We start from the raw sequence: 17,040 nt of genomic DNA, 5'->3' as shown, positions 1-17,040 counted from the left end.
GCCAGCCACGGGGACAAGGCCCTATTTATCCATTGAACGACGGTTTGCTATGCACTAAGTTGACCGATTGTTGCCGCGCGCATATTTATGGATTTGCGTCTTTATTCTTTCACCAGAGGCTCTGGCATGAGGTTTTCTCCCTTCGTTGAACGAATTGCAGGGCAGGGCGTCGCCGCCTGGGACATCCACCACGCTGCGTTCGACGCTGCCAGCCAGGGCGAAGACGTCATCATCCTCAGCGTCGGCGACCCGGATTTCGCCACGCCGGCCTTTATCACTGACGCCGCCGTCAATGCCTTGCACGCGGGAGATTCCCACTACACCGAGATCGCGGGTCGCCCGGCCTTGCGCGAGGCGATCGCGACCCGTTACAGCCAGACCCTGGCCCGCCCGTTGGCGGCTGACAACGTCATCATCGTGCCCGGTGCGCAGAACGCGCTGTTCATCAGCTCGCTATGCCTGTTGCAGGCCGGCGACGAAGTGTTGGTGCTCGACCCGATGTACGTTACCTACGAAGCCACGCTCAAGGCCAGCGGCGCCACTCTGGTGCGGGTGCCCTGCAGTGCGCAGTCCGGCTTTCGACTGGATCCACCATTGCTCGCCGCCGCGATCACGCCGCGCACCCGGGCGATATTCTTTTCTAATCCGAACAACCCCACTGGCGTGGTGCTCAACCGGCAAGAGCTGCAAGCCATTGCGGACTTGGCGATCGCACATGACCTGTGGGTGGTGGTGGATGAGGTCTATGAAAGCCTGGTGTTCGACGGTGAATACCACAGCCTGGCGGCGTTGCCGGGCATGGCGCAGCGCTGCATTGTGATCGGCAGCTTGTCCAAGTCCCATGCCATGACCGGCTGGCGAATCGGTTGGCTCATCGCCCCAGCGCAAATGGTGCAGCACGCTGAAACCCTGCTGTTGAGCATGATGTACGGCTTGCCCGGCTTCGTGATGGAGGCGGCGACATCTGCGGTGTTGGCCCATGACGAAGTCACGCAAGGCATGCTTGAGACTTACCGACGCCGACGCGACCTGGTGGTGACTGCCTTGAGCGCCTGCCCGGGCATCCGCGTGCAGGCGCCGCAAGCGGGCATGTTTGTGTTGGTGGATGTGCGCGATACGGGCCTGGGGTCCCTGGATTTCGCCTGGCGCCTGTTTCGTGAAGCTGGCGTGTCGGTGCTGGACGCGGCAGCCTTCGGCGAGCCGGCCCAGGGCTTCGTTCGGCTTTCCTTTACCTTGGGCGAGGAGCGTCTGGCGCAAGCCTGTCGGCGGATTGTGCTGTTTGTTGAACAGCTTGCCAGTGAGCGGGCCGTGCACTGGGCGTGAGTACTTGCCCAACTCTCCCACAGGCTACGCAGCCCTGTTAGTCAGCCAACGGCGGCAAACGCCGTTTCACCGGGGTTTTCTTGACGATAGCGGTGTTGGTCTCGGCATAGGTATTCAGCCGGTCCAGCAGCGTGTCGAGGTGCTCCATGGTGCGTACATGCAGGCGTGCGATAAAGCAGTCGTCGCCCGTGACCTTATCGCATTCTGTGAACTCGGGGATCGCCTGGATCTGGCGTTCCACTTCCTGCAGTTTGCCGGGCAGGGGGCGGATGCGCACGATGGCTTGCAGCAGGTAGCCGAAGTGCTTGGGGTCGATGTCGACGGTGTAGTGGGTCAGCACGCCGCGCTCTTCCAGGCGGCGCAGACGTTCGCTGACGCTCGGCGAAGACAAACCGGTGATGCCCGCCAGGGTCTTGAGGGACAGGCGCGAGTCGTCCATCAAGGCGGCGATCAATTGCTGGTCGATAGTGTCGATCATGAGCTTTGCCTAATAAGAAAAGGTGAATCCTGGGTTTTGCCTTTTTTAGTCGCTGTAGCCGTGTCGAGCAGATTGCCATAATTGAGCATCACTTGAGGAGCCTCAATCATGGATACATCAATCCGTCGCGGAACCTGGGAAATGATCGCTGCCATGCTGATCTCCGGCACCATTGGCTGGTTTGTGCTGGTGTCGGGCGTGTCGGTGCTTGAGGTGGTGTTCTGGCGCTGCGTGATTGGCGCGCTGACACTGATGCTGGTGTGCGCGTTGCTGGGGTATTTGCGCCTGGAGTTACTCAACTGGGCCAAGCTCGGGCTGGCAGTGCTCAGCGGCGTGGCGATCGTCGGTAACTGGCTGTTGCTGTTCGAGTCCTATTCCCGTGCGTCCATCGCGATCAGCACGGCGGTGTACAACGTGCAGCCGTTCATACTGGTGATGCTGGCAGCGGTGTTTCTCGGTGAGAAGATCACCGTGCAAAAAATGGCGTGGCTGAGTGTGGCGTTCCTGGGCATGTTGGCGATCGTGACCGCCCATGGTGAGCAATCGGGTGGTGGGAATTATCTTGCTGGCATTGCCTTGGCCTTGGGCGCGGCATTTTTGTACGCGGTGGCGGCGCTGATCATCAAACGCCTGAAGGACGTACCGCCGCATTTGATGGCGTTGATCCAGGTGACCACCGGCGCCGTGCTGCTGGCGCCGCTGGTGCCCTGGCACAGCTTGCCCGGGTCGACCACTGCCTGGGCGGCACTGGCGACATTGGGCGTGGTGCATACCGGTTTGATGTATGTGTTGCTGTACGGGGCTATTCAGAAGCTGCCCACAGCGATGACCGGCGCGTTGTCGTTCATCTATCCGATTGCGGCGATCCTGGTCGACTGGATTGCGTTCGGGCATCGCCTGGGGTGGCTGCAATGGCTGGGTGTGGCGGCGATTCTGCTGGCCGCTGCCGGGTTGCAGCGGGGCTGGTGGTGGCCCCGCGCCCGTCAGGTCAGTGCGTGCCCTGATAGATAAGGTTTTCCGGGTTGAAATGCTCTACAGCACTGCCCGGCTGCGGCAACCCAAGAATATGCCCCTTGATCTTGCCCACCACATGCATCTCGCACGGCTTGCAATCGAACTTCAAGGTCAGCACTTCGTCGCCGTGGATCAACTGCATCGGCGCGACCTTGGTCTTCACGCCGGTGACGCCCTTGGCCTGTTTGGGGCACAGGTTGAACGAGAAACGCAGGCAATGCTTGGTGATCATTACTGGCACTTCGCCGGTTTCTTCGTGGGCTTCGAAGGCCGCATCGATCAGCTTCACGCCGTGACGGTGGTAGAAGTCGCGGGCCTTCTGGTTATAGACGTTGGCCAGGAATGACAGATGCGCATCCGGATACACCGGCGGCGGGGTGGTCTCGGCCTTGCGTCCGCCCCGAGGGTGCGCCTGGATGCGGGCGGCGGTCAGGGCTTCGATCACTTCACGGCGCATGGCCTTGAGCTGCGAGTTGGGGATGAAGAACGCCTGCGGCGCGTCCAGCTCGATGCGGGTGGCGTGATACTCCGTAGTGCCGAGCTGGCCGAGCAGATCGCGCAGGGTGTCCAGTGCCTGTTCCGGCTTGTTGGCTACACCAAACGGGCCGGGCAGGGTGACACTGGCGCTGATGCCTTCTTCGCTGGTGGCGGTGAGGTGCAACTGCTCTTCACGCAGGCGTGCAACCCACGCCAGGCCGATACGGCGTTCGGCGGACGTCTTGAGCAGTGCCTGTTGCCAGTTATGGTCCAGGTTACGGTTCAAAGGATGGTTGGGGCGCAACTGATGCAGGCCGGCCGGCATTTCATTCGGCTCGACGCGGTAGCGATAGCGTTTCTCGCCGTCTTCTTCGAACTCGCCTTTAGGCTCGGCGATATTGGCGCGGAACCCTACCACTTCACGCTTGACCAGCACATTCAGACCATCGCCGTTGGAAAGCGGCTCATGGGTGACTACCTGCAAGTCGCGCTTGCCGGCTTTTTCCACCACACCCACGGGCAGGCCGGTGAAGGTCGGGGTGTCGAACGCGCCGATGTCGATCTTGCGATCGGTGACGAAATAGTCGGTGCTGCCACGGTGGAAGGTTTTTTCGGGGTCGGGCACGAAGAAGTGCGCGGTACGCCCGCTGGAGGCACGGGCCAGATCCGGGCGGTCTTCGAGGATTTCGTCGAGGCGCTGGCGGTAGTAGGCGGTGATGTTCTTCACATAGCCCATGTCCTTGTAGCGGCCTTCGATCTTGAACGAACGCACACCCGCTTCGACCAGCGCGCGCAGGTTGGCGCTCTGGTTGTTGTCTTTCATCGACAGCAAGTGCTTTTCAAAGGCCACGACGCGGCCCTGGTCATCTTTCAAGGTGTACGGCAGACGGCAGGCCTGGGAGCAATCACCACGGTTGGCACTGCGGCCATTCTGCGCATGGGAAATATTGCACTGCCCGGAGAACGCCACGCACAGGGCGCCGTGGATGAAGAATTCGATGGCGGCATCGGTTTCGTCGGCGATTGCGCGGATTTCCTGCAGGTTCAGCTCACGGGCCAATACCAACTGCGAGAAACCGGCCTGGTCAAGAAACTTTGCCCGGCCCAGGGTGCGGATGTCGGTCTGGGTGCTGGCGTGTAGCTCGATGGGCGGAATATCCAGCTCCATCACGCCCAGATCCTGCACGATCAACGCGTCTACACCTGCGTCATACAGCTGGTGGATCAGCTTGCGCGCCGGCTCCAGCTCGTTGTCATGCAAAATGGTGTTGATGGTGGTGAAGACGCGGGCGTGGTATCGACGGGCGAATTCCACCAGCTGCGCGATATCGCTCACGTCGTTACACGCATTATGGCGAGCGCCGAAGCTCGGCCCGCCGATATAAATGGCGTCGGCGCCATGCAGAATGGCCTCGCGCGCAATGGCGACATCGCGGGCAGGGCTGAGCAATTCAAGGTGATGCTTGGGCAAGGACATAGTTTTTTTAGTCAGGCTTGTCACGGTCGAGGCGCGCATTGTAGCCGTGAAATGCCCGGCCGGCATCTACCGCAGGGCTGTCGGGCCCAGGGCCCTGTGTGGGAGGGGGCTTGCTCCCGATGAGGGTGTGTCAGTAATTAAAACTGTTCTGACCCACCGCTATCGGGAGCAAGCCCCCTCCCACATTGTTCATAGCGCTCTGAGATATCAGGCTTTGGCAGCCATTGCCGTTACTTCAACACGCATCCCGTCCACCGCCAACGCAGCCACACCCACCGCAGCCCGCACCGGCCATGGCTTGGCGAAAAAGCGCTTGTAGACTTCATTGAACGCAGCGCGGTCGGCCATATCGGTGAGGTAGATGGTCAGGTGCATCACCCGATCCATGGAACTGCCGGCTTTTTCCAGCGCGACTTTGAGCGCTTGCAGGGTGCATTCGCTTTGCAGGGTGATGTCGCCCAGCTCCAGGCTGCCGTCGGCGTGGGTCGGGATTTGGGTCGAGACCAGAATGCCGTTGAAGCCGATGACATCGGAGGAGATGGAGTCGGCATCTGGGTCGGGAGTGAAAGAAAGATCGTGGTTGGCCATGTAGGTCTCATGTGCAGTGCGGATCGAAGGTTGGCGAACAGTTTAAACACTGCCCGCTCGAAGGTCACGGCGCCTGCGTCTGTAGTTGCTGCCCCCTCTAACAGGTAAGCTTGCGCCAGCATGTCAGTGAACGAACGATAGGGATATTGGAATGGTAGTTAAGTTAATGACGACGGCAGCGTGCTGGGACATGGACGCTAACGTGTCGGCCAGTTTTGCGCACGCGGCCCCCAAGGACCTGTTTTATTTTTGCCCTTGTTGCCTTGAGGAGGTCGTTGCGGCCATTTCAATTCTGGGCAACTTCTATTTCAGGGCGCTGAACTCTCACAAACCGCGCTGTGTGAACGAAAAAGCCCCGTCTCATGCGTCTGCGTTTCCAGGAGTGTCAGCCCCGCGACCGGCCTATATCGCGCCGCCGCTTATCCCAAGCCACTTGGGCAAACTCTCCACGCGGCGCAAAAACGCCAAACCAACGGTTACCGAGATGCAAGCTCTGGCCTCGTCGCTCCAAGCGTCGACGTCTGCGGTTATACACCCAGGCACTTTGGCTGAAGTTGTTGAAGCATGGTCTGCTATGACCGTAAACGTCCGTCAGCGAACATCGCTATCTATCGCGGGCCAGCAACTGACCTATTTCGATGCGTTTGCGCAGCTTACTGCCGCTCAAAAGAACATTGCGTCCCTGGGATGTGATCGACTCATCACCCATGCTCAGGCGACGGTGTCACTGCTGGATAACGTAGTTTTAGTCGTAACCTGGCTCAAGTTCGATACACAAAACAAACCAGTGCCGATCAGGGTAAAAATGAAGCGCAGTGATCCAGTAGCCAATCAATTGGCCAAAGGTCAGCACGTAAGGCTGTTTCTGCATGGTCCTGCCCCTGTACTCAATGCTCAGCAAAAATACTTCGAAATGCAGAACATCAGCGAGTACCTGGGATTCATTGTGATGACGTAAAACAACCGTTTTGCGCCATCACAGTTTTTACCGCGGTGAGCCTGGCGGCTGGATGAGTCCGGTGCTGACAAGACGCATCAGCACCGGCACGGCAATTACTCTTTAACGTCCATGAACTCTTCAGCCCACGCCACATAGCTCTCCGGCAACGTGTAGGTGTGGGTCAGCTCCGTGGCGCTGAGATTGGACGTGCTATGGGTAAGCTGGCGTTGCGCACGCAGGCTGTCGTAGGTGGCCTTGATCGCGGCGAAGTACGCGCCATGCCCGGCTACGACGATGCGCACGCCCAGGCTGGCCAGGCGCTCGCTGTCATGCAGTTGCGGGTTGCCGTAGGTCACCAGCATCAATGGCACGCTGAGGTTCTCGGCGATTTGCTCCAGGTGCTCGAAATCTTTGACGCCGACCATGCAGATGCCATCGGCGCCGGCCTTTTCGTAGGCTTTGGTGCGGGCGATAACATCGGCGGTGGGCAACACGCCGGCGTTGGTGCGGGCAATGATCGACAATTCGGGGTCGACGCGCGCCTCAATGGCTGCCTTGACCTTGCCGATGCCTTCTTCTACCGAAATCAGATCGGTGGACTTGCGCCCGAATTGCGCCGGCAGCAGGGTGTCTTCAATGGTCAGCGCGGCGACACCGGCGCGTTCCAGTTCTTCGACGGTACGCATCACGTTCAGCGCATTACCGTAGCCGTGGTCGGCGTCGGCAATGAAGGGTAACTGGGCGACGCGGCCAATGCGGGTGGCTTGCTCAACGAACTCACTCAGGGTAATCAACGCAAAATCGGGGGCCGCCAGCACCTGCAGGGAGGCGACTGAACCGCCCAGGATCCCGACTTCAAAACCCAGGTCGGCCGCGATGCGGGCAGACATGGGGTCGAATACGGAGGCGGTTTCAACGCAGATGGGCGTTGCCAGCAGGTCACGGAAGTTACGGCGTAGCGCTGAGTGAGAAATCTTGGGCATGTTCTTTCCTGGCTTTGGTCATCGTCAAGTGACGATCAATGTCTATTCGTGGTGCCGGGAGATTACCACGCAGACGGGCAGGGGATTATGACGTTTGAGCGGGGCCGTGCTATTGAGCGACGGCGCTGTATGACTGGCCCAGGTCACGGGCCCAGCCGTCGAGCACTTCTTTTACGTTGTCGGCGGTCATCACTTGCTTGTCGTTATCCAGGGGAATGCCGGTGCCCTCGCTCACGATGGCTGCCACCACATCGCCGGTCGAGCCGTCTTCGAGGGACAGTTGCGTGGCGATCTCGCTGTCCTGGTCGCGGATGCCGGCGGCGGTGCTCACGCCCGCTGCGACCAGGGTGATCGGCAGCCATTCATACAGGCGCAAGCCTTGGGGGCTGGTGGCGATCCGGGTAATGGCGGGGCGTACCGTAAGCGTGTCGGGCCCGGGCTTTGCGGCCAGATACATGTGTTTGCCAAGCTCCGACCGCAGTACCAAGTCGTAATATCCGGTGACGTGGAAGAGGGTGCTTTGCGGTATCTGGGCGCTGGGTTCAACGGCCGGGAAAAACTGGCTGGGCGCCAGGTACACCTGCTTGTATCGGCCACGCTTCAAGGCCGGACTGACCCAACTCAGCACGGTCTGGCCCGAAGCACTCTGGTGCTCTTTAAGCAGGCTGTAATCGTGAAGAAAACCCGCGTCTTCGGGCTCGATACGGTTGCTGCTGCAGGCCGCCAGGCTCAAGGTGGCCGCCATCAATAACGGCAGTGAACGTTTGCAGGTCATCAGTGGGCTGCCTGTTCGTTCGGGTTGTCATGAGAGCATTCGATGTGCAACTGCCCATGGGTCATGATCCAATGGACAAGCTCGGCGATGGGGATGGAGTGGGCATACTCGACCCAGCGCCCGGCGTCGGGGCTGTAATGTTCGAAGTAGCGGCGCAATACGATGCGGTCCTGGTCCGCCGTCAGGCCCAGGCAGGATTCCTGGAACAGCATGGGGCTGTCCTGTGCGGGGGACGATGTGCGCTGGCTCAGCACCAATGGCCGCCCGGTGTCCTGTGCCTGCTCGGTATACCTGCTGCTAGAAACCTTCATGAACGTCTCCTTGAATGGAAGGCGTGCAGGATGCCCGACGGGTTTTTCCCGAAGATGTCCGGGTTGTGTCCGTGGCGAAGGAATGTTGCTCGATTGAAATAAATGACCCCGGCGCCGGAATGGTTTTAGATGTTTTCCTTTTTTGCCAGGGGACCTGGGAACGTGAGCAGACTGCTGATCGTCGACGACGACGGAGAAATTCGGGCATTGCTGAAGAAGTTCTTCGTGCAGCACGCCTATGAAGTCGACGTGGCTGCCGACGGAGAAGCCATGTGGGCAGCCATCGCCCGGCAGCGGCCAGACACCATTATCCTTGACCTCATGCTGCCCGGTGAAGGCGGTCTTAGCCTGTGCCAGAAAGTCCGGGCGCAGATGGGCATTCCAATCATCATGCTCACGGCCATGGGCGAGCTCAGTGATCGCATCGTCGGCCTGGAGCTGGGCGCCGACGACTATCTGACCAAACCGTTTGCCCCCCGCGAATTGCTGGCCCGTCTGCGTGCGGTGCAACGGCGGGCGGGGCAGCCCGTCGGCGCTGGCAGTGAGCATTCCCGGCCAATCATCGCGTTCGCCGGTTGGCATCTGGATATTACCTGCCGCGAGCTGCGCTCTCCCGAGGGCGTGATGATTCCGCTGTCCGGTGGCGAATTCGACTTGCTGGTGGTGTTTCTTGAGCATCCTCAGCGCATCCTCACCCGCGACCAATTGATCGACCTGACCCACGGCCGGGACCACGACGCCTTCGACCGCAGCATCGACGTGCAGGTCAGCCGACTGCGGCGCAAGATCGAGCCCGATTGCAAACGCCCGGACCTGATCCGCACGGTACGCAATGGCGGCTATCTGTTCACCGCCCCGGTCACCCGGTCATGATCCGCGGCCTGTTGCGTCGCGACACCCTGAACCGGCGCATCGCCCTGACCATTCTCGCCGCGATGCTCGCTTCGCTGGCGCTTAATGCCTTGTTCGTCCAGGTTGCCGGGGTCTGGGCGCGCCCGCCGATCGAGCGCACAGGGTTGCTGGAGCAGATGGCCGCCACCACCAAAGTCATCGAAGCCGCGCCTGCAACGCTGCGTCCGCAACTGGCGGCAGCGGCCAGCGATGCCCGGCTGCATGTGGCGTGGCGTAACGAGCCCGCGGATTTCGGCCTTCCCGACGGCAACACGGCGCTTCAAACGGGCGAAGTCCCGGGGATACAAGCACTGTTTGGCACTGGGCGACAAATTAAGGTGTTCAGCCCCAACGATTGGCCGCGTGGCAGCCCCGAAGCGCACTATGTTGCGCTCGTGCAGTTGCTCGATGGCAGCTGGCTGTCATTCGTCCCGCCTGAACGCACGTGGGGGCTGAGCGCGCCCACGCGCATCGCGGTGATCATCACCCTGGGGTTGATCGCGACCTTGTTGGTGGCCTGGCTCGCGACCCGGCAATTGGCCCAACCGTTGCAGCGTTTCGCCAGTGCCGCCAGGCGTTTTGGTGGTGATTTGCGCGCTCCGCCCATCGACAGCGAAGGCCCCCACGAAATACGCCAGGCCATCATCGCCTTCAACACCATGCAGGCGCAGATCCAGCATTTCATTGGCGAACGCACCCATATGCTCGCGGCGATTTCCCACGACTTGCGCGCGCCTTTGACGCGGATTCGCCTGCGTTGCGAGTTCATGGAGGATCTGGACCATCAGCACAAACTGATTCGCGATGTCGAGGAAATGCAGTCGATGATCAACGCTGCGCTGGCGTTCTTTCGCGACGATACGGTGCTGGAGCAACGCACTGCATTCGATCTGTCGGAGCTGCTGCAAACCATCATCGATGACTATCGCGACCAGCATTTTGCGGTGGATTTCATTGGGCCGTCCCATCTGGTCTATCACGGACGCCCACTGGGACTTAAGCGGGTGATCGTCAACCTGCTGGAGAACGCCGCCAAATATGCGCGTCACCCTGGCATCTCTCTGAGTGGGGACGGTCAGCGCATCTGCATTGAGGTTCATGACCAGGGGCCGGGGATTCCCGAGGCTGACCTTGAGCGCGTATTCGATCCATTCTTTCGCCTCGAAACCTCGCGCAATCGTAATACCGGTGGCGTGGGTCTCGGGCTTTCAGCAGCACGCGCCATTGTGCGCGAGCAGGGCGGCGAACTGACGCTAAGCAACCGTCTGCGTGGCTCAGGCTTGGTGGCGCGGGTCGAGCTGCCTCGATAGCCTGATGCGGTGCGCGCATTATTTGCGCATTACGTTATGCGTTATAGGTATTTTACACGCGCCTCTTAGAACAGCATCGTATTGATCCTTACGAACATTGCCGAGACCGCACGCGCGGATCGACTTGACTGCCCAACACGGCATCTGGAGACGAGCGTGCGTTACCTGACAACACTGGCGGCCGGGTTGGCCGCCACCTTGCTAAGCCTGACGGCACAGGCACAAACCCTGGTCGTGGGTGACCAGAGCTATAACGCCCAAGCGGTGATGGAAGCGGCGGGGGTGCTGGATGATCTGCCCTATACCCTGGAATGGAAGCAATTCACCGCCGGGTCACCGGTGGCCGAAGCGCTCAACGTCGGCAGCCTGGATATCGGCCTGCTGGGCGATGCGCCGGTATTGTTCCTGGGCGCATTGGGCGCACCGATCAAGGTGATTGCCGTCAGCCGCCAGAATCTTGCGGGCGTGGCAATCCTGGTGAAAAAGGATTCGTCGATCCACAGCCTGGCCGATCTTGCGGGCAAGCGCGCGGCCATCTGGAAGGGCTCCTGGAGCCAGCAACTGCTGCTGACTGCATTGGATAAAGCCGGGGTTGCACGGGACTCTCTGGAGTTGCGCTACCTCAGCGCGCTGGATGCGTCCCATGCGCTGGAGGGCGGCGCGGTTGACGTCATCGCCACCTGGGAGCCGTATGTCACGCAACAGGAACGCCAGGGTGCGCGAGTGCTGGCGACCGCCGAGGGGTTGATCCCGGCCCAGAGCTTCATTGCCGCCAACGCCAATGTGGTAGAGGCCAAGCGTGAGCCTATCAGCGACTTTCTCCAGCGGCTGAAAAAAGCCCGTCACTGGGCTCGCCAAAACCCGGCCAACGCCGATGCCTATGCCGATGCCTGGGCCAAGCGCACCCGTGCCAACGCCGACATCGCCCGTGTGTGGTTTGCTCGGGCGCGCACCACCGTCGAGCCACTGACCGCCCAGGTGCCTGTGGAAGCGCAAAAGACCGTGGACTTTTTCGCCAGCCAGGGCCTGATCAAGGCTTACCCGGCCGCCCAACTGTTTGACCCGTCCTTCGCGGCGTCCTTGCAGCCCGCCGTCGCCACCCGCCAGCCCTGAAGGGGGTCTCGTCATGACTAAAAGACAGCTCAAACTGGGCGCCCTGACCATGGGCAGCGGTGGCCCGGGCCGGCATAACCTGTGGCTCGACCCGCAACTGCCGGCCGATGCCAGCGTCAACGTCGACTGGTACATCGAGATTGCGCGCCAGGCCGAGGCGGCGCTGTTCGACTTGATGTTTATCGTCGACAGCCAATTTATCACCCCCGGCTCGCCGTCCCATTACCTCAATCGCCTGGAGCCGCTGACACTGTTATCGGCGCTGGCGGTGAGTACCCGGCATATCGGCCTGGTTGGCACGCTGACCACCTCCTACAACTCGCCGTATAACGTGGCGCGGCGCCTGGCGTCCCTGGATTTGATCAGCAAAGGCCGCGCCGGCTGGAACGTGGTCACCAGCGGTGATGCTGGCACCGCAGGCAATTACAGCCGCGATGAACATTATGACTACGCCACCCGCTATGGCCGCGCCGCCGAACACGTCCAGGTGGTGCAGGGGTTGTGGAACTCTTACGAAGACGATGCGTTTGTGCGCGACCGCGCTACCGGCCAGTTTCTCGACCCCAGCAAGCTGCACAGCCTGAACCACCAGGGCGAACATTTTCGCGTGGTCGGCCCGCTGAATATCCAACGCTCACCCCAGGGCCAACCGGTGATCTTTCAGGCCGGAGATTCCGAGCCAGGCCGCGATCTGGGTGCAGCCACGGCGGACGTGATCTTCACCCATGCGGCCAGCATCGAGCAGGGCCAGGCGTTTTACCGGGATATCAAGGGCAGGGCGGCACAAAGAGGGCGCGATCCGGAGCAGTTATTGATCATGCCCGGTGCGGAAGTCTATGTGGGTGACACTGATGCACAGGCCCGGGAAATCGAGCAGCACTACCATCAACTCGACCATAGTTTTGAACTGGCGCTCAAGGAGTTCGGGCGTAATTTCGGCTGGCATGATTTCAGCCAGTACGACCTGGATGCGCCATTCCCGCAAGAGAGCCTGGAAGCGGCGCGCAGCAGTTTTTTCACCAATGCCAAACGCATCGCCGATCAGGCGCGGGAGAAGGGTTTCACCTTGCGCCAGGCCATTGAGTTTGGTCGGCAACTGCGTCCTGGCGCCTTCGTGGGTAGCGCCGATACGGTGGCGCAGAAAATGGCTGCCTGGCTCCAGGCGCGGGCTGTGGACGGGTTCAATATCTACATCGGCCACCCCGGGCAGTTCGATCGACTCACCCGGGAGGTGATTCCGTTGTTGCAGGAACGCGGTGTTTATCGCTCGGCGTATGAAGGCTCGACGTTGCGCGAAAGTCTGGGGCTGGCGATACCACGGTTTAAGGTTTGATAGCGGTGCCGACAGGGAGCCAAGCACCTCCCCGTTTCGCATAACTGCTGTGCAGTACCAGGGATTAATCCGCCTGCGCGCACTGCCTATAGTTCATTCACACACCGCAGCGTTTAAAAGCGCTGCGGGCTCCAGCCAAAAACTGAGATGAGCCTGATGAACGAATTCAACCCTGCGCCGACGGATATAAACCAAGTGGACGCCGAGTACTTCGAGTACAGCAAAGCGGCCAACCCCATCAGTGCCAACCTTATTGCGCGCATTCCCTACCACAGCTTTCCCGCCTCGTTATACGACAGTGGCCCTTCACGCGTGGTACCGCTGGACCTCAGCGACGCCTTGGGCTGCGAAGGCCCTGCGACAGGCCCCGGGCTGTGCGCTAACTTCATGCGCCTTAACCGTGGCGACACGCTGACCCTGCAACCGAATGCGACGTCCCAGGTGTTCTACGTGATCGCGGGCGAGGGCAGCGTGGTTCAGGGCAAACATGAGATTCAATGGTCAAAAGGTTGTTTTATGGCCTTGCCTGGCTTGCAGGCAGCACACTTCAGCGCCCGCCAGGATGCGCGTCTTTACTACGTGCACGATGAACCGTTATTGCGTTACCTGGGGGTGGCACGCAGCGCAGACCGCTTCGCGCCGACGCTGTACCCCGCAGAACTGGCTAACGCCAAGCTGCGTGAAGCGGCCGACGATCCTCGTGCGCAAGACCGCAGCCGCATCAGCATTTTGCTGGGCAACCGCAATTTCCCCCAGACGCGTACCGTGACCCATGTGCTGTGGGCGATGTATGGGATCCTGCCGGCAGGCTCGGTACAGAAACCTCACCGGCATCAGTCGATTGCGCTGGATTTCATCATTGATTGCCCGCCGGGCTGTTACTCGCTGGTGGGCACCGAGTTGGACGCGGACGGGCAGGTTCGCAATCCGCAGCGGGTGGACTGGTCGCCTGGCCTGGCATTTGTCACGCCGCCGGGGTACTGGCACGCGCACTTCAATGAATCGGATACCGAGGCGTTCCTGATTCCGATTCAGGACGCAGGGCTGCAAACCTATCTGCGCTCCCTGGATATTCGTTTCAGTTGAGTCATGTCCACTCAGGCGTTTCGCCCAGTCGCTCAACGATAAAGTCGATAAAGCACCTGACCTTGGACGACACGATGCGCTTGGGCGGGTAGACAAACCACACGGCGAAGTCGCGCTCGACATCGCGTATTCGCCATTGCGGCAGCCACACGAGCAACTCGCCGGCCTGGATGCTCTGGGCGACCAACCAATCCGGCAAAAGGGCAAAGCCCAGCCCCTGGCGAGCGGCGATCAGTTGTGCGTCGAGATCATTTATCCGAATGCAGCCGTTGTGCAGCAGCGGTGATACATGATCGCCGCAGACAAAGCTGATAGCGCCCGTAGGCAGCGTACCCAACACCGCGGGCAAACCGGCGAGGTCGGCAGGGGTTGAGGGTGCAGGGTGCTGCCTGGCAAAAGCCGGGCTGACCACCACGCGGTAGTGGCCATCGCAGAGTTTGCGGGCCTTGAGCGTCGAATCGGCCAGCGCGCCAATGCGTATGGCTAGATCGACGCCGGCATGAATCAGGTTGACCTGAGCATTATCCAATACCAATTCCACACTGATTTGCGGGTAGCGCGCGCAAAAGTCCTTCAAGGCTGGAAGGATGTGATGGCGGGCGAATGCCGGCGGCAGGTTGAGCTTCAACAAGCCCCTGGGCTGCTGGTTCAACGCAGACGTCGCCGCCTTGGCGTGTTCCAGTTCATCCAGCACCCTGCGGGCGTGCATCAGGAAGGTCTGGCCGCCTTCGGTCAGGTGCAAGGTGCGCGTGGAGCGGTTGAACAACGCGATACCCAGGTCCTGCTCAAGATCCTTTATATAGCGTGAAACCGTGGACGCCTTGATCCCCAAACGCTCGGCTGCGCGGGAGAAGTTATTGCCTTCGGCAGCTTCGACGAAGGCGGTGAGGGCACTGAAATAGTCCAAGGACAGCCTCGGGGCAGGGCAGGAAAGTTGGCAGGTTGTTGAAGTTTGCAGGGCGCTGTCAACTCGAAACTATCGTCATTTGCTGGCACAAGCTTGATCCTGGTCAGGTAACGCTGCTGCCACGCTCTATAACCTTGAGCTTCCATCAAAGGCCAGGGACGGCTCAAGGAGCACCTCTGGTTGCCCAATCTCAAGGAAGAGTCAGCCATGCGATCATTGAAGATCCTGTTGTTATCCTCGGCATTCAACGGTTTGACCCAGCGGGCCTGGCTGGATTTGCGCCAGGCGGGTCACGACCCCAGCGTTGTGGTATTCACCGATGAAACCACGGTGTGTCGCCACGTCGAGGCGTCAGGCGCCGACCTGGTGATCTGCCCATTCCTGAAGGACCGTGTACCACAGCAGCTATGGAGCCACCCGCAGCGCCCGGTGGTGATCATCCATCCCGGCATCGTCGGTGACCGTGGCGCCAGCGCACTGGACTGGGCCATCACCCAGCAGGTCCGGCGCTGGGGCGTCACGGCCCTGCAGGCCGTGGAGGAAATGGACGCCGGGCCGATCTGGTCGACCTGTGAATTCGACATGCCCGCCGATGTACGCAAATCCGAACTGTACAACGGCCCGGTGAGTGACGCGGCGATCGTCTGCATCCGCGACGTGGTGGAAAAATTCGCCAATGGCTTCGTCCCGGAGCCCCTCGACTACACGCAACCTAGCGTTATCGGGCGGTTGCAGCCGAACATGACCCAGGCTGACCGCACCTTCAGTTGGTTCGATTGCGCAAGCTTCATCAAGCGCAGCATCGACGCCGCCGACGGCCAACCCGGGGTGTTGGCAAGCCTGCTGGGCGGGCAATATTACCTGTACGACGCGCACTTGGACTCACGCCAGGGCACCCCGGGAGACATCCTCGCGGTACAGGACGACGCCGTGTTGGTGGCAGCAGGGGATCACAGCCTGTGGATCGGCTCGCTCAAACGCAAGGCCCAGCCAGGGGAGGAGACCTTCAAGCTGCCGGCTCGCCATGTCTTGGCTGAACAACTGGCTGACATTCCGGTGTTGAACAGCTCGATCGCGCAACAAAGCTTCAATGCGCTGGCCTATCAACCGATTCGCTACCGGGAGGCCGGTCACGTCGGCGAACTGACATTCGAGTTCTACAACGGCGCCATGAGCACCGAACAATGCCAACGGCTGGTGGCAGCATTGCGCTGGGCCAAGGCGCGAGACACCCAAGTGTTGTTGATCAAGGGCGGGCGCGGGAGCTTTTCCAATGGTGTACACCTCAATGTCATCCAGGCCGCCAAAGTGCCGGGGCTGGAAGCCTGGGCCAATATTCAAGCCATCGACGATGTGTGCCGGGAGCTGCTAACCGCCAGGCAACTGGTGATCAGCGGCCTGACCGGCAGTGCGGGCGCAGGCGGCGTGATGCTCGCGCTGGCCGCTGACATTGTATTGGCCCGTGAGGGTGTAGTGCTCAACCCGCATTACAAAACCATGGGGCTCTATGGCTCCGAGTACTGGACCTACAGCCTGCCACGGGCCGTCGGCAGTGAGATCGCGCACAAGCTCACCGAAGAATGCCTGCCCGTCAGTGCCGTCCAGGCCTTGCAGCACGGCATGGTTCAGGACATCGGCCCGCGCTGCCCACACGCCTTTGATCTGTGGCTCTCTCAACAGGCCCAAAGCGCGCTGACCGATGATAAGTATCTGTACGCACGCACCCGTAAAGCCACGCTGGATATTCAGCAGGTTGAACGTTGCCGCGAACATGAGCTGGTACAGATGCAGTTGGATATGGTGCAAAACCGCCAACAGTTTGCCGAAAAGTGCCGCAACTTCGTGTTTAAACGCAAAACCTGCCAGACCCCGCAGCGCTTGATCGCGCCCTGGGCGGTGACGTACGAGGCCGAAGTCCCGGAATGCTGAATGGCTGACCGATCCTCTACGGTCGACGCGGGAAGGGCCCAGCCTCGCATTGGGCAATAGGGTTCCCCATAATGGAGGCCAATTCGCCCAAACGCTCAGACCAGA

The 17,040-nt window shown here is 60.7% G+C and carries 15 protein-coding genes and 1 pseudogene; 9 read left to right on the top strand and 7 right to left on the bottom strand.

All coding sequences use genetic code 11. The annotated features are described in order from the left end of the window. Positions 1 to 126: 126 nt before the first annotated feature. Positions 127 to 1,302 (top strand): annotated as a pseudogene (locus tag TK42_RS22685) (pyridoxal phosphate-dependent aminotransferase); the annotation flags it as partial. Between the two features lie 58 nt (positions 1,303 to 1,360). Here TK42_RS22685 and TK42_RS22680 read toward each other — a convergent pair. Further along, on the bottom strand, positions 1,361 to 1,801 hold the full coding sequence (locus tag TK42_RS22680) for an Lrp/AsnC family transcriptional regulator (RefSeq protein ID WP_032875274.1): 441 nt from the start codon (positions 1,799 to 1,801) through the stop codon (positions 1,361 to 1,363). Between the two features lie 108 nt (positions 1,802 to 1,909). Here TK42_RS22680 and TK42_RS22675 point away from each other — a divergent pair, with 108 nt between their 5' ends. Continuing rightward, positions 1,910 to 2,812, top strand: coding sequence for a DMT family transporter (locus tag TK42_RS22675; RefSeq protein WP_103735186.1), 903 nt, complete (start codon positions 1,910 to 1,912; stop codon positions 2,810 to 2,812). Here the strand turns inward: TK42_RS22675 and TK42_RS22670 are convergent. Together TK42_RS22670 and TK42_RS22665 are read right to left on the bottom strand one after the other, a co-directional pair. Beyond that, positions 2,790 to 4,769 carry a U32 family peptidase gene (locus tag TK42_RS22670; protein ID WP_103735185.1) on the bottom strand — a complete coding sequence of 660 codons (1,980 nt, stop codon included), beginning with the start codon at positions 4,767 to 4,769 and terminating at the stop codon, positions 2,790 to 2,792. The genes TK42_RS22675 and TK42_RS22670 overlap by 23 nt on opposite strands. A 207-nt stretch (positions 4,770 to 4,976) precedes the next feature. After that, on the bottom strand, positions 4,977 to 5,357 hold the full coding sequence (locus TK42_RS22665) for a RidA family protein (RefSeq protein WP_032875277.1): 381 nt from the start codon (positions 5,355 to 5,357) through the stop codon (positions 4,977 to 4,979). A 190-nt stretch (positions 5,358 to 5,547) separates the two neighbouring features. Between TK42_RS22665 and TK42_RS22660 the strand changes: the two genes are divergently transcribed. Beyond that, positions 5,548 to 6,315 carry a hypothetical protein gene (locus tag TK42_RS22660; protein WP_143508450.1) on the top strand — a complete coding sequence of 256 codons (768 nt, stop codon included), beginning with the start codon at positions 5,548 to 5,550 and terminating at the stop codon, positions 6,313 to 6,315. Positions 6,316 to 6,410: 95 nt separating this feature from the next. Here TK42_RS22660 and TK42_RS22655 read toward each other — a convergent pair whose 3' ends face one another. The 3 genes from TK42_RS22655 to TK42_RS22645 all read right to left on the bottom strand — a co-directional run bounded on the left by TK42_RS22655 (position 6,411) and on the right by TK42_RS22645 (position 8,366). Continuing rightward, positions 6,411 to 7,280 carry an oxaloacetate decarboxylase gene (locus TK42_RS22655; RefSeq protein ID WP_103735184.1) on the bottom strand — a complete coding sequence of 290 codons (870 nt, stop codon included), beginning with the start codon at positions 7,278 to 7,280 and terminating at the stop codon, positions 6,411 to 6,413. A gap of 109 nt (positions 7,281 to 7,389) precedes the next feature. Beyond that, positions 7,390 to 8,055: a DUF3313 domain-containing protein gene (locus TK42_RS22650; RefSeq protein WP_103735183.1), complete on the bottom strand. Its 666-nt coding sequence runs from the start codon at positions 8,053 to 8,055 to the stop codon at positions 7,390 to 7,392. Continuing rightward, the gene (locus tag TK42_RS22645) at positions 8,055 to 8,366 is read right to left on the bottom strand and encodes a hypothetical protein (protein WP_078821384.1); all 312 of its coding nucleotides are present in this window, start codon (positions 8,364 to 8,366) and stop codon (positions 8,055 to 8,057) included. Before TK42_RS22645 ends, TK42_RS22650 begins: the two co-directional genes overlap by 1 nt. A gap of 129 nt (positions 8,367 to 8,495) precedes the next feature. Here TK42_RS22645 and TK42_RS22640 point away from each other — a divergent pair, with 129 nt between their 5' ends. The 5 genes from TK42_RS22640 (at position 8,496) to TK42_RS22620 (ending at position 14,099) form a co-directional block, all read left to right on the top strand. Continuing rightward, positions 8,496 to 9,239, top strand: a complete 744-nt coding sequence (locus tag TK42_RS22640) for a response regulator (RefSeq protein ID WP_032875287.1) — start codon at positions 8,496 to 8,498, stop codon at positions 9,237 to 9,239. Beyond that, the gene (locus TK42_RS22635; protein WP_103735182.1) at positions 9,236 to 10,567 is read left to right on the top strand and encodes an ATP-binding protein; all 1,332 of its coding nucleotides are present in this window, start codon (positions 9,236 to 9,238) and stop codon (positions 10,565 to 10,567) included. Before TK42_RS22640 ends, TK42_RS22635 begins: the two co-directional genes overlap by 4 nt. 156 nt (positions 10,568 to 10,723) lie before the next feature. Beyond that, positions 10,724 to 11,680, top strand: coding sequence for an ABC transporter substrate-binding protein (locus TK42_RS22630; RefSeq protein WP_103735181.1), 957 nt, complete (start codon positions 10,724 to 10,726; stop codon positions 11,678 to 11,680). Positions 11,681 to 11,693: 13 nt separating this feature from the next. Then, positions 11,694 to 13,013, top strand: a complete 1,320-nt coding sequence (locus TK42_RS22625; protein WP_103735180.1) for an LLM class flavin-dependent oxidoreductase — start codon at positions 11,694 to 11,696, stop codon at positions 13,011 to 13,013. Positions 13,014 to 13,169: 156 nt separating this feature from the next. Next, complete coding sequence (locus TK42_RS22620) at positions 13,170 to 14,099, top strand: cupin (RefSeq protein WP_177464519.1); 930 nt, start codon at positions 13,170 to 13,172, stop codon at positions 14,097 to 14,099. Position 14,100: 1 nt separating this feature from the next. Here TK42_RS22620 and TK42_RS22615 read toward each other — a convergent pair whose 3' ends face one another. Then, positions 14,101 to 15,006 carry a LysR family transcriptional regulator gene (locus TK42_RS22615; protein ID WP_103735179.1) on the bottom strand — a complete coding sequence of 302 codons (906 nt, stop codon included), beginning with the start codon at positions 15,004 to 15,006 and terminating at the stop codon, positions 14,101 to 14,103. Positions 15,007 to 15,213: 207 nt separating this feature from the next. On the opposite strand from TK42_RS22615, the gene TK42_RS22610 reads away from it, so the two are divergent. After that, entirely contained in the window at positions 15,214 to 16,935 is a 1,722-nt protein-coding gene (locus TK42_RS22610) for a hydrogenase maturation protein (protein WP_103735178.1), read from the top strand. Positions 16,936 to 17,040 lie beyond the last annotated feature (105 nt).

The organism is Pseudomonas sp. GZJR-8, assembly GCF_002916705.1.
In the GTDB taxonomy this organism is placed as follows: domain Bacteria; phylum Pseudomonadota; class Gammaproteobacteria; order Pseudomonadales; family Pseudomonadaceae; genus Aquipseudomonas; species Aquipseudomonas synxantha_A.
Note: the sequence above shows the minus strand (reverse complement) of the source record. Positions and strands in the feature narration are given on the sequence as shown.

What these genes read in the sequence shown, in the direction of transcription:
- TK42_RS22675 (WP_103735186.1), top strand. Translation starts at nt 1,910, where the DNA reads ATGGATACATCAATCCGTCGCGGAACCTGGGAAATGATCGCTGCCATG.
- TK42_RS22610 (WP_103735178.1), top strand. Translation starts at nt 15,214, where the DNA reads ATGCGATCATTGAAGATCCTGTTGTTATCCTCGGCATTCAACGGTTTG.
- TK42_RS22655 (WP_103735184.1), bottom strand. Translation starts at nt 7,280, where the DNA reads ATGCCCAAGATTTCTCACTCAGCGCTACGCCGTAACTTCCGTGACCTG.
- TK42_RS22650 (WP_103735183.1), bottom strand. Translation starts at nt 8,055, where the DNA reads ATGACCTGCAAACGTTCACTGCCGTTATTGATGGCGGCCACCTTGAGC.
- TK42_RS22620 (WP_177464519.1), top strand. Translation starts at nt 13,170, where the DNA reads ATGAACGAATTCAACCCTGCGCCGACGGATATAAACCAAGTGGACGCC.
- TK42_RS22640 (WP_032875287.1), top strand. Translation starts at nt 8,496, where the DNA reads ATGTTTTCCTTTTTTGCCAGGGGACCTGGGAACGTGAGCAGACTGCTG.
- TK42_RS22645 (WP_078821384.1), bottom strand. Translation starts at nt 8,366, where the DNA reads ATGAAGGTTTCTAGCAGCAGGTATACCGAGCAGGCACAGGACACCGGG.
- TK42_RS22660 (WP_143508450.1), top strand. Translation starts at nt 5,548, where the DNA reads ATGGACGCTAACGTGTCGGCCAGTTTTGCGCACGCGGCCCCCAAGGAC.
- TK42_RS22665 (WP_032875277.1), bottom strand. Translation starts at nt 5,357, where the DNA reads ATGGCCAACCACGATCTTTCTTTCACTCCCGACCCAGATGCCGACTCC.
- TK42_RS22625 (WP_103735180.1), top strand. Translation starts at nt 11,694, where the DNA reads ATGACTAAAAGACAGCTCAAACTGGGCGCCCTGACCATGGGCAGCGGT.
- TK42_RS22680 (WP_032875274.1), bottom strand. Translation starts at nt 1,801, where the DNA reads ATGATCGACACTATCGACCAGCAATTGATCGCCGCCTTGATGGACGAC.
- TK42_RS22670 (WP_103735185.1), bottom strand. Translation starts at nt 4,769, where the DNA reads ATGTCCTTGCCCAAGCATCACCTTGAATTGCTCAGCCCTGCCCGCGAT.
- TK42_RS22635 (WP_103735182.1), top strand. Translation starts at nt 9,236, where the DNA reads ATGATCCGCGGCCTGTTGCGTCGCGACACCCTGAACCGGCGCATCGCC.